Source organism: Faecalibacterium sp. OF04-11AC, from assembly GCF_003460645.1.
Lineage (GTDB): Bacteria > Bacillota > Clostridia > Oscillospirales > Ruminococcaceae > Faecalibacterium > Faecalibacterium prausnitzii_I.
In genome coordinates this window covers 69,754-81,559 of the sequence record NZ_QTVP01000006.1, presented here as the reverse complement: position 1 = coordinate 81,559, position 11,806 = coordinate 69,754, and the positions used below count along the sequence as shown (strand labels likewise).

Annotated in this window: 11 protein-coding genes; all 11 read right to left on the bottom strand. The window is 58.4% G+C overall.

Annotated features, from left to right (window positions below; genetic code table 11):
* Window positions 1-22 precede the first annotated feature (22 nt).
* The 11 genes from DXA70_RS14145 to DXA70_RS04715 all read right to left on the bottom strand — a co-directional run bounded on the left by DXA70_RS14145 (window position 23) and on the right by DXA70_RS04715 (window position 11,785).
* Window positions 23-190, bottom strand: coding sequence for a helix-turn-helix transcriptional regulator (locus DXA70_RS14145; protein ID WP_243001093.1), 168 nt, complete (start codon window positions 188-190; stop codon window positions 23-25).
* A gap of 17 nt (window positions 191-207) precedes the next feature.
* Window positions 208-1,149: a helix-turn-helix transcriptional regulator gene (locus DXA70_RS04755; protein ID WP_243001092.1), complete on the bottom strand. Its 942-nt coding sequence runs from the start codon at window positions 1,147-1,149 to the stop codon at window positions 208-210.
* Window position 1,150: 1 nt separating this feature from the next.
* Window positions 1,151-2,653: a glycerol kinase GlpK gene (glpK, locus tag DXA70_RS04750; protein WP_128117754.1), complete on the bottom strand. Its 1,503-nt coding sequence runs from the start codon at window positions 2,651-2,653 to the stop codon at window positions 1,151-1,153.
* A gap of 122 nt (window positions 2,654-2,775) precedes the next feature.
* The gene (locus DXA70_RS04745) at window positions 2,776-3,984 is read right to left on the bottom strand and encodes an ROK family transcriptional regulator (protein WP_128117753.1); all 1,209 of its coding nucleotides are present in this window, start codon (window positions 3,982-3,984) and stop codon (window positions 2,776-2,778) included.
* Window positions 3,985-4,154: 170 nt separating this feature from the next.
* The gene (locus tag DXA70_RS15295) at window positions 4,155-4,808 is read right to left on the bottom strand and encodes a hypothetical protein (RefSeq protein ID WP_347553486.1); all 654 of its coding nucleotides are present in this window, start codon (window positions 4,806-4,808) and stop codon (window positions 4,155-4,157) included.
* 145 nt (window positions 4,809-4,953) lie between these two features.
* Window positions 4,954-5,493, bottom strand: a complete 540-nt coding sequence (locus tag DXA70_RS15290) for a hypothetical protein (RefSeq protein ID WP_347553485.1) — start codon at window positions 5,491-5,493, stop codon at window positions 4,954-4,956.
* Between the two features lie 162 nt (window positions 5,494-5,655).
* Entirely contained in the window at window positions 5,656-7,206 is a 1,551-nt protein-coding gene (locus DXA70_RS04735; protein WP_128117752.1) for a tripartite tricarboxylate transporter permease, read from the bottom strand.
* Window positions 7,206-7,682 (bottom strand): tripartite tricarboxylate transporter TctB family protein, encoded by a 477-nt coding sequence (locus DXA70_RS04730; protein WP_128117751.1) that lies wholly within the window; start codon window positions 7,680-7,682, stop codon window positions 7,206-7,208. The genes DXA70_RS04735 and DXA70_RS04730 overlap by 1 nt, the downstream gene beginning before the upstream one ends.
* Before the next feature lie 166 nt (window positions 7,683-7,848).
* A complete protein-coding gene (locus tag DXA70_RS04725) occupies window positions 7,849-8,940 on the bottom strand; it encodes a substrate-binding domain-containing protein (protein ID WP_128117750.1) in 1,092 nt (363 codons plus the stop codon).
* Between the two features lie 73 nt (window positions 8,941-9,013).
* Window positions 9,014-9,772 carry a sulfite exporter TauE/SafE family protein gene (locus tag DXA70_RS04720; RefSeq protein WP_128117749.1) on the bottom strand — a complete coding sequence of 253 codons (759 nt, stop codon included), beginning with the start codon at window positions 9,770-9,772 and terminating at the stop codon, window positions 9,014-9,016.
* Between the two features lie 3 nt (window positions 9,773-9,775).
* Window positions 9,776-11,785, bottom strand: a complete 2,010-nt coding sequence (locus tag DXA70_RS04715; RefSeq protein ID WP_128117748.1) for an alpha-glucosidase — start codon at window positions 11,783-11,785, stop codon at window positions 9,776-9,778.
* Between the last annotated feature and the right edge of the window lie 21 nt (window positions 11,786-11,806).

Below are 11,806 nucleotides of genomic sequence, written 5' to 3'. Positions count from 1 at the left end.
ATATTCTTTTCTGTCTCGGGAGTCACTTTTTCGGTTCGTTCTGCTCCATCCAGCGGTAGAGCTGGAACCGGGAGTTCACCCCGCACTTGAGGTAGATATTCTGCACATGTTTCTTCACGGTGTGGTAGCTCACCACCAGCTTATCCGCCACCGCCTGATAGGTCAGGCCCTTGGCCAGCAGGCGGGCCACCCGCAGCTCCGCTTTGGTCAGGGGCTGGCCGGTGCCGCGGGCAGGGCCTCGCTGTTTTTGCCAGCTGCCGCAGGCTGCTCCGCCCGGGCAATGGTGATCCAGTGGTAGCGGTCCACAATGCCGTTGGAATAGCGCTGGTCGTAGGTGTAAATTTTGAAAATATAATCCCGGATGACCCGGGTCTGCACCCGGTTTTCGGCGTGGCCCAGCTCACTGCCCAGCAAAAACGGGAGCCAGCTGCAGGGCCTGCTTCCATCCAACCCATCGGCAGTCCCGCCCAGGATATCATCCAGGCAGACCTTTGCCGCGTGGTTGCAGCTCATGATGTGCATGAAATCATCCGTAACGAGATAGGCTTTTTCCCCCGAGAGGATGATCTCGCTCTGGATGTTGGAGATGATCTTGGCCTGCTCGTATTTCTTGAAGTTTTTGTAATCGTTGGCGATGTAAACGTAAATCTGTTCCAGCTGGCTCAGCTCCTCGGGCGTGAAATCGCCCTCTTCCCGGCTCTTGAAAAACGCCACCTGAATATACGCGTTGATGCCAAAGGCCATGGTCACGCTGTAGCGGGCCCCGAAATTTTCTTCGAGAAAACGCACATAGCTGCTCTGCTCATAATCCTCCGGCGGGATGAGTTTGGTGGAGTGGTAGAGCCGGGGCGTGACGTTGTTGTAGGTCAGTTTGTCCTGCACGGCCTCCCGGTACAGCGTCTGGCGCACCACGTCGGCCGGCTGGCAGCGGCGGTAAGGGTGCTCCTCGCAATCGGCCAGCACCCCGTTGCGGTGGGTCCAGGAGAGGAAATTGCCCTGCGGATCAAAGTAGGAGATGAGCACATTTTGCAGCCCGAAATTCCGGGCCAGCGAGTCCAGCAGGACCACGTTGAAAAACTCATCGGCTGAGATCTGGTGCTCCGACAGCTCCGAGAAAAACCGGAGGCGTCCGTCTTCTGCACGGTCCATGTCACTCGTCCTCTTCGTCTTTGGCCCAGTGGTAGGCGCAGCGGACGGCCTTGTTCCAGCCCTTGACCCGCTTTTTGCGCTCCTCCGGGGTGATGTTGGGCGTAAAGGTGCGGTCCACCGACCAGTTCTGCAACACATCGTCGGTGGATTTCCAGTACCCCACCGCCAGGCCTGCCAGATAGGCGGCACCCAATGCCGTAGTCTCCACGCAGGAGGGGCGCTGCACCGGCACATTGCTCAGGTCGGCCATGGTCTGCATCAGGTAGTTGTTGGCGGAAGCACCGCCGTCCACTTTCAGGGCTTTCATCTGGATGCCGGAATCCGCCTCCATGGCGTGGAGGACATCGTTGACCTGATAGCACAGGCTGTCCAGCGTGGCCCGGATGATGTGATACTTGTTGCAGCCGCGGGTCAGGCCCACAATGGTGCCGCGGGCGTACTGGTCCCAGTGGGGCGCGCCCAGGCCCGTGAACGCCGGGACCACATAGCAGCCGTTGGTGTCCTTGACCTTACCGGCCATATACTCGGAGTCCCGGGCTTCTTCCAGCAGCTTGAGCTCGTCCCGCAGCCACTGGATGGCGGCACCGGCCACGAAAATGGAGCCCTCCAGCGCGTAATGTACTTTGCCGTCCAGGCCCCAGGCAATGGTGGTGACCAGCCCGTTATTAGAGAAGACCGGGGTCTCACCCGTGTTCATCAGCATAAAACCGCCGGTGCCGAAGGTATTTTTCGCTTCACCCGGAGTAAAGCAGGTCTGGCCGAAGAGCGCCGCCTGCTGGTCGCCTGCCGCGCCCGCGATTTTGATGCCGTCGCCAAAGTGCATGGGGTCGGCCCACTCATAAAAGCAGCTGGAGGGCATGGGGTCCGGCAGCATACATTTGGGGATATCAAGCTCTTCCAGAATCTCATCGTCCCACTGCAGGGTGTGGATGTTGAACATCATGGTGCGGCTGGCGTTGGAATAATCCGTGACATGGATCTTGCCACAGGTCAGCTTCCAGATGAGCCAGGTCTCCACGGTGCCAAACAGCAGCTGGCCCGCCTCGGCCTTTTCCCGCGCGCCGGGCACGTTGTCCAGAATCCATTTCAGCTTGGTGGCGGAGAAATAGGCGTCAATGACAAGGCCGGTCTTCTGGCGGAATTTCTCCGTCAGGCCTTTGGCCTTGAGCTCGTCGCAGTAGGCGCTGGTGCGGCGGCACTGCCAGACGATGGCGTGGTAAATGGGCTCGCCGGTGTCACGGTCCCACACGATGGTGGTCTCGCGCTGGTTGGTGATGCCGATGGCCGCAATGTCCGCCGCGCTGGCTCCCACCTGGTTCATAGCCGAAAGTGCCACGCCCAGCTGGGTGGTCCAGATCTCATTGGCGTCGTGCTCCACCCAGCCCGGTTTGGGGAAATACTGGGTAAACTCCTTTTGTGCCACACTGCACATCTCGCCTTTTTCATTGAACAGGATGCAGCGGTTGGAAGTGGTTCCTGCATCCAGTGCCATGATGTATGACATGGGGAAACTCTCCTTTTCTGGTAAAAATAAAAGCTGTGGGGCAAGCGCCGCCCAGAACTTTGCAAAGCCCTTGCGCTCTCTTGCTCCACAGCACGCTTTTGCCTGTTTGCCTGATAAAATTTTCAGCCCTGATAAAACAGCTCGTTGGTCACAACCGCCAGCGGCCCGATGTATTCCAGCTTTTCAGCCAGTTCTGAGACACGGATATAATTTTCGTCGTAGGCGGGGTCGTACCGCTTGCAGGCGGCGAGGAATTTTTCCCGGAAGTGCGGCAGCTTGAACATGTACCCGTACAGGATCAGATGATCCGGCGTGAGCATGGTCAGGCAGCTGCCCACCACATCGGCCAGCACCTCAATGTCCGCATCCAGCGCCTCCCACATGGCCGGTTCGTCCAGCGCGGCGAGGGTGTCCAGATTGTGCACGGTAATGTTCTCGGGCCTGCCGCCCACGGCAGCCCACAGCAGCGGGGTCGTTTCCGGGCTGCACACCTGCCGCAGATGGCGGGCAATGGGGTGGCTGGCTACCCGCGTTTCCAGGCAGCCGTGCCGCCCGCAGCGGCAGAGCTTGCCGTTCTTTTCCACCCGCACATGGCCGATCTCCGCCGATTTGTACATCCGGCTCTCATAGATACGGCCCTGCGCAATGATGGCGGAGCCCACGCCGGGGCCCCATTTGAGCAGCAGCAGGTTTTCCTCCGTCCGCCCCAGGCCATAAGTCAGCTCGGCCTGGGCAAAGGCCTTGACGTTGTTTTCCAGCAGTACGGTACACTCCAGTGCCTCAGCCAGCGGGGCAGTTACCTGCACGGGCTGATCCCAGACGCGGTAAGCGTGGGTGCTGACGCCCTTTTCCCGGTCCACCGGGCCGGGCACCGAGACGCCCGCCCCCAGCAGCTCTTCCCTGCCGACGCTGTTTTCCCAGAGCAGGGCTTTGCCCACATTGGCCACCCGCTTTAAAAACAGCTCCGGCTCCACGCTGGTATCCGTGGGGATGCGGCGGGTGATGCAGTGCTCTCCCCGCAGGTCACACAGGGTGACACTGGTGGCGGGGGTCTCGATGCTGATGGAGAGGACATGGCGGTAGGCGTAATTGATGCCCAGCAGGATCTTGCGCCGCCCGGCGCGTTTATCCTCCTGCTGTACCTCGCCCAGCTCAAACAGAATGTTCTGGGCCAGCAGCTCTCCGCACAGGGTAGTCAGGCTGGCCGGGGTCAGGCCCAGCCGGGCCGAAAGATCCTTGCGCGGCATGGGGCCGTGGTCGTTCAGCAGCTTTAAAATGGAGCTGCGGTTCTGGTTTTTGACGTTTCCGAGGTTCAGGCCGCTGTATGCCATCTCCACACCTCTTTCCCTGTACATCTGGCAAGCATTCTCGGTTCCTTAAATTTACTTAAATCAAGCATTCTCAGTTACTTAAATTTACTTAAATCAAGTATACTCCGTGTTTTTCGTAGTAGCAAGAGAAAATCGCTTATTTCAAGGCGATTGTTTGCTGTTTTAGGATTTCAGAATTTGCAGACTTCCACGCCCAACATGTTGCCCAGCTTCTCCAGCTCGTTGGCCACCTGGCCGTACACCACCACAAAGTGGGGCTCCCAGCCGCCCTTGACGGTGCCATAGACGACATCCTTGGCGCTTTCCACGGTCTTGACCACCACGGAGGTGCCGTTGAACTGCTTGGGCTTGTCCAGTGCGGAGCCCTCCGCGATGAAGAAGCGGAAGCTGCCGTCCGGCTTGCGGCCGACGCGGAAGATGGTGACATGCTCGCAGGCCTCGCAGCCAAAGTCCATGACGGGGCCGATCTTCCGGTTGGGGTGGACGCCCACCTGTGCACCAGTGTCCTTGCGGGCCAGGTCGCAGGCTGCCATGCCGCAGTGCCAGAACGTGATGGTGCCATCTTTCTCGTTCATGGAGACAGGGTCACCAAAGAAGCAGGAGCGGCTGGTCAGGTCGCTGCCAATGAACATGGACAGTGCGCCGTAAGCATCGGACTCGCAGCTGGCGGAAACGCCGTTTGCATTCAGCAGGGAGAGCACGCTGCACACCGGGGTGCCGAACTCGGTGAAGAAGTCCGGCCAGCAGCGGGAGCACAGGGCGCCGATGTGGTTCTCGCCCACATAGCTCTTATAAGCCTTATAGAGGCGGGCAAAGTTGACCACGTTGTTCTCGGGGATCGTCTCCAGCCCGACGATGGTCTTGCGGGCCTCGGCCAGCTCGTCAGCCAGCTCCTCCTCGGTGTAGCCTTAGCCTTGTTGATGAGCTCACGGGCCTCGATGGAATCCAGCGTGGTGCCAAAGGTGCTCATCATCTCGGCATCCAGTGCGCGGCCAAAGCCGAAGCCTGAGGAGTGTGGCCGATGGAGATCATCTTCAGACGGCGCAGGTCATACTTGACCTTGGCGGCGCGGATGGCAGCGCCCACTTCCTTGACCACTTCGTCCTCACCGGGAGCACCGAAGATGTACTCAAACTTGCCCTCGCCGCGGAATGCCGTGATGGCGTTGCCGGCGGAGTAAGCGCCCGTCAGGCTGTTCAGACGCAGGCGGGTGCCGTCAATGACAGGCTCCCGCAGAGTCCACAGGACGATGGGGCAGGCAAAGCGCTTGAGCACCTCGCTGGCGTAAGCAGCGTTGGCAAAGGTGATGTTCTGCAGCACGATGAGGTCCGGGTTCAGGGTATCGAGGTAAGCATCCAGGTCCCCGATGGTCAGCAGCATCTTCTCGGGCACGGTGCAGTCCGCATTCAGGCCCTTGAGCATAGCAACCGACTTTTCAAACTGATCCTGTGCGCTCTCCAGATGGAACGTACCGACGCCAATGGGGACATAAGCAACTTGAAAACCCATAATAATTACTCCTTTTTCTGCAGGTCTCTGCAGTGTAATTTCGCTCTCTTTTTATTGTTCCGGTTTATTTTGCTTTCTCTCCAAAAAATGCGGGACCGGGCACACCCGGCCCCGCCAATGGAAGGAGAGAGAAAATGTCTTAGGATGGTTTTGTCTGTGAAATTATGCGTTCTCCATCTTTGCGTGCTCAGCAGCCATTTCAGCTTCCTGCTTTGCATTCAGCTTTGCAATACGGCGGTTGACGCGGATCATGGACACCAGCAGCACCACGGTGACGATGAGGATGACGCAGGAGATGGGGCGGGTGATGAAAATGCTGTAGTTGCGGTCGTAGCTCATGGAAGCGGTGACGAAGTTCTGCTCCATGATGTCTTCCAGGATCATGCCCAGCAGCAGCGGGGTGTTATCGATATCCAGCACGGTGAGGATGTAGCTGAAGATCAGGATGCCTGCGCAGATGATGAGCTCCTTGGTGTTGCCCGTGGCAGCAAATGCACCTGCAAAGCAGAACATGATGATGACGGGAGCCAGATAGGTGTAACGCACCTGGACGATCTTCGCAACAATGCGGGTCATGCCCAGGCCCAGAGGAGCCAGCAGGACATTGGCCACCAGGCAGCCGATGATGATGGTGTAAGCCATGACGCCCTGTTTGGTGAACATGGTGGGGCCGGGCTGGATGCCGTGCAGGACGAATGCGCCCAGCAACAGAGCGGTGACGCCGTCACCGGGGATACCCAGCGTCAGCAGGGGGATCATTGCAGAACCAACGACAGCGTTGTTGGAAGACTCAGCAGCAGCGATGCCTTCCAGGCAGCCCTTGCCGAACTCTTCGGGGTGCTTGGAAGTACGGCGGACTTCGTTGTAGCAGAGGAACTGTGCCACGCCGCCGCCGACACCGGGCATTGCGCCCAGCACGCTGGCGATGGCAGAAGAGCGCAGGCAGGCGGGCAGGATGCTGATCATTTCTTTCTTGGTGATGCCCTGCTTGTCGATCTTGCGGGCGTCGTCCAGCTTACCGCCGGAAACCTTGAAATCACGCAGCTTCTGGACCACCTGGGTCAGAGCGATGAGGGCGATCATGGCGGGCAGCATATCAATGCCGTACTTCAGGGTAGCAGAACCAAAGGAGAAACGGGTGACGCCCGTGACTGCGTCCATACCGATGCAGGCCATCAGCAGGCCGATCATACCGGAGATAAGGCTCTTGGGCAGGCTGCTGCCGGAAACACCGGCGATCAGGCTGATGCCCATAATACCCAGGGAGAAGTACTCCACGGAGGTGAAGTTTGCCACCAGCTTGGTGATGAGGGAGGCGCAGAGCAGCAGCAGGACTGCAGAGAACAGGCCGCCGAACACCGAAGCAAACAGCGAGGTGTCCAGAGCTTTTTTGACCTTGCCCTTTTTCGCCAGGGGGTAGCCATCGAACGTGGTGGCGATGGCGGAGTTGGTGCCCGGGGTGTTCAGGGTGATGGCCGAAATGGAACCGCCGTACATACCGCCGACGTAAACGGCCAGCAGCAGAATGATGGCGGAAGCCGGATCATCAAACGTATAGGTCAGGGGCAGCATCAGGATGATGCCCAGGGTAACGCTCAGGCCAGGGACACAGCCGATGACCATACCCAGGATCAGGCCGCCGAAGATGAGCAGCATGTTATACAGAGTAAACACCTGCGGGATAGCCTGAGAAATCAATGCAAAATCCGACATCAGATGATCCCTCCTAACAGGCCCAGAGCGGGCAGCGAAATGTTAAAGACGTTCTTGAACAGCAGGAAGATCGCAAATGCTGCCACCAGAACCACGATGTAGGGGCCGGGCTTGCGCTCGCCGACATAGAACAGCGCCAGCGGGAAAACAATGAGGGATGCCAGCACATAACCGATGCAGAGCATCAGGCCGATGTAAACGCACATGCCAAGAATGAGGAGGATGGCGGGTTTTTCTTTTGCCCAGTCAAACTCCACGACCTTTTCCTGCTTGAGGACCAGGCTCTGGATGATGAGGGCGATGGAGGATACCAGCATGATGGCAAGGCAGATACCGGGGATGATGCGGGGGCTGGGTGCACCGGAGTCATAGGCCGGAACACGGACCTGACTGGGCATCACAAGAATAAGGATCAGTGCGATCACACCCATGATGATGCCCGAGACCAGATTGGTCTTGATCTTGAATTTCTTCATCGAAATTCGTTCTCCCTTCATACCGCGAGCAGAAGCACGGCTTTTAATTTTTCTGCTAAGTTTCTTTGCTAACAAAAAATGCTGACGGGTTGCATCGGCAACCCGTCAGCACAATGTTCATGCGGAAGTGACCGATACGGTACTTGTTTCCGGTTCAGTTCAGCGCTCAGGCCTGACCGCTCAGGTTCTTATAAGCGTTGATGGATTTCTCGCAGGCCTCGTCGATGAATGCCTCAGCCTCATCGCCATAGACCTCAAAGCGGTTCAGCAGGATGGAAGCGATCCACTCGTTGAAGTCGGGCTCATTCCAGACATCCTTGGTGATCTCGATCATCTCATCGACAAAGGCCTGGTCAGCGCCCTTGTGAGCAGCCAGCACACCGCCTGCGGGCAGGATGCAGGAGGAGTAATCGTTGTCCGGGTTCAGCTCAGGAGCCTTGGAGTCGCCTGCGCAGGTGGGAACGGTGATGGGGCCGTTCGGGGTAACAAAGCCCTCGAATGCACGGTCGTTCATAGCCAGGATGGGGATCAGGGTACCAGCCTCGACCTCGTCCTTAGCAGCCTGGGTGGTGCCAACGAAGACATCGACCTCACCATCGGTCAGGCCCTTCTTCTGGTTTGCACCGCCATCATACGGCACGACCTGGACCTTGCCGCCTTCCATGGCCAGCAGGGAGCCCCAGGACAGGTGGCAGTCAGACAGGGGGTTGCCGCCGGACATCTTGATGCCGCCGTTCTTTGCCTTGTCCAGGATGGAAGCCAGGGTCTGGTCGGGGGTGGTGTAGACGATCCAGGTACGGTCATCGATGGTGCCGATGGGATACATTGCATGACGGTCGAAATCGACTTCCTCAGTGCCGAACTCCTTGCCCAGGTCATGGCGGTAGCAGACGCCGTAACCGAAGACCAACAGCTCTTTTGCAACGGAAGTAGCATCATCTGCAAAGTAGGAAGCAGCTGCGAAACCGTCGCCGCCCGTCATGTTCTCAACGATGAAGTTGTACTTCTTCTGCAGCTGGTTTGCCACCTGTCCATATTTGCGGGCCACGATATCAGCGGTGCCGCCGACGCCGTAGGGGCAGATGATCTTGATGGTCTCGCCGCCGTTGCTGGGCTCCTCAGCTGCACCAGAAGCAGCAGCAGAACCAGCGGTGGAAGCAGCAGTGGAGGTGCTGCCTGCATTGGAAGCGGCGCAGCCTGCAAACAGACCAGCAGCAGCCAGAACAGCGCTCATGGACAGAAATTCACGACGTTTCATAGTGGGTTCTCCTTCTTTAATCTCTTTTTCTTTTGGGTGAGTATTCGGTGTTTTTTGCGCTTTTACGGAGCCATCACTTCACCAGAAGCGACAGACCCGAAATAAACAACAGAATGTACGTCAGCTTCATAAAGACCATCTGGCTCATGCGGGCCACCAGCTTGCTGCCGATGAACATACCCGCCAGCAGGAACGGCACCGAGATGGCCAGCATTTTCACCGTGGAGGGGACCCACAGCCCTGCCTGGATGTCCTCCAGCAGGACGAGGGTGTTCAGGAAGACCCACACTGTGGAAATGGTGGCGCGGAACACGCTCTTGTCTTTGATGCGCTTGGTCATGTAACCTGTGAGCAGCGGGCCGCCGCTGACGAACAGCCCGTGGATGATGCCTGCAAGCACCAGCAGTGCGTAAGTGCCAATGCTGGCTTTGCCGCTTCCCTGCTCTTCCGCGTTCTGGGGCTTGTCTTCCGGCTTGCGGAGGAGCTTGTAAAAGCCCTGTACCGAAAGCCCGATGACCAGCAGACCCAGCAGCTTGTAGAGCAGATGCTCTTTGCCGACGAACAGCCCTTTGATGAACACGGCACCAAAGATGCCCAGTGCCATCACCACCACGATCTTGCCAAGCTCTTTCCAATCGATCTTTTTGTAGTTGCCCACAAAAACATACACACCGGAGAAGATGGCCAGAACATTCAGGATGGGTTTTGCGATGTCGTAACCCACCAGCATCAAACTTGGCGGCATGGCCAGGATGGTTCCTGCAAAACCCGTGATGCCGTGGATGATGTTCGTCAGCAGAATGACGATGTAAAACAGGATCTGATTCAGCATAGCTTACTTCCCGTATTTTTCCCGGATGGAATCGAACAGTGCCGACCACTGGGAGCCCTTGCGGCAGAACACCGGGATGTAACCCATCTCTGCCGGGACAGTGTGGGTGCCTTTGCTCAGGCTCTCGCCCGTCCACAGGCTGGTCCACTCGTCACTGGGCAGGTAGACTTCCCACTCGGTCTTGCCGCTCTGCCACACCGGAGCCACCAGCAGGTCCGGACCGTAGAGGTACTCGAACTGCTCAGTATAGCTGCGGGGGTCATCCTCATACTGGAGGAAGAGAGGCCGCATGACCGGAGTGCCCTTGGCGGCGTTCTCCGCCACCAGCGTTTTGGTGTAGGGAGCCAGCATAGTGTAGATATCCACCAGCCGCGCCAGCTGCTTCATGCAGTCGTCATCGTCGTAATACTGGAAGTTGGTGTCCGGACGGTTGCCCTCGTGGGTGCGCATCACGGGCATGAATGCTGCCATCTCAGCCCAGCGGAGGAAGACCTCCTTGGTGCGGCAGTTGTCAAACAGCGAAGTGTAACCGCCGATGTCGCAATGGTTGAGGCCGCAGCCGATCATACCGGAACTGAGCGCCGCGCAGATGACGGTGCACAGGCCGTCGTGGCGGCTGAAGTCCACGCTCTGGTCGCCGGCCCACAGCAGGGTGCAGTATTTCTGGCTGCCCGTGCCGCCTGCCCGCATGAAGTAGACCACCTGGCCCAGCTTGCCGCTCTCTTTCACGGCCTCGTAGTTGCATTTTGCCCACAGTGCCGGCCAATGGTTGTGCTCGATCATGGGGCTCACGCCGTTTGCCAGCACCAGATCGTCGGTGGGCAGATACTCGCCAAAGTCTGCCATCCAGCCGTCGATGCCGATATCCAGCGTATATTTCTTGATGACCTCATCCTTGAACCAGCGGAACGCCTCGGGATTGGTGAAATCCACCACGCCGCAGTAGAACTCGCCAAAGTCCACCAGGTAATCGGAACCATCCGCCTTTTTGGCAAAGACGCCAAGCTTTTTGCCCTCTGCGTACAGCTCGCCGTCATTGACGAGGTACGGGTTAACGTAACCCAGGAACTTGATGCCCCGGGCGTGCAGCTCTTCAATGTGCTTGGGCAGGTCGGGGTACATTTCCTTGTGATAATGCCAGTCCCACTGCAGGCGCTTACCGAAGCTGGTCACGCGCTTGCCGCACCAGTCCTGGCACCACAGACCGGAGACCTTGATGCCATGCTCCAGGCTCTTGTCCACGATGCCGAAGCTCCGCTCGTTGCCGCCCTGGGCACCGATGATCAGGCCGTTGTAGACCCAATCCGGCAGCTCCGGCTGGCGGCCCAGGAACGCGGTCAGCTTCTCCAGCAGCTCCACAAAGGTGGGGGCTGCTTCGATGCGGATGAAGCCAGGAACGTTCCAGCACTGCAGCTCATGGTAATGCGGGTTGCGGAAATCGAAATCGCCGTAAGCCGTGGTATCCATGTGGAGATAATAGTGGCGGCTGGAAACGTAAGTCGGTTCCGGGTAGTTGGTGTTGTAGTAGTCACCGCCTGCGCCGCCGTTTTCCACGTCGCTGCGCCAGGTGACATAGGTCGTCTTGTCGCGGCCGACACCCGGCTCACTGGACCACAGCGGGAAGTGACGCCCGCGCAGATCGAAATAGCTCATCTGCTCGCCGCAGCCGTAAACATGTTCGTCCTCGGCAGCTTCGACCCGCAGCCAGAAGCGGTTGATGCCTTCCGCCTTTTCGGTCACAGCCAGGGTCACGGCCCCGTCTTTCTCAGTGACCAGCAGCTTGAGCTGACCTTCCAGGTCCAGCTCTGTCCCCTGCTCGGTCACCCGGGCAGCGGTCAGGGTCAGGGGGCGGCGCTCAATGAGGTGATCCTCGATCTTGAAGTTGCCGCGGTACATATCCACACGCTCTTCGCCGTAACCGACATAGATCATGGGAGTGGTTGCATCGGTATGCAGCAGCACATCGCTGCCGTTTTTCAGGGTAAAGACCTGATCTTTGCAAATGATCTCCATGGTTGCCCTTTCTCAGCCGTC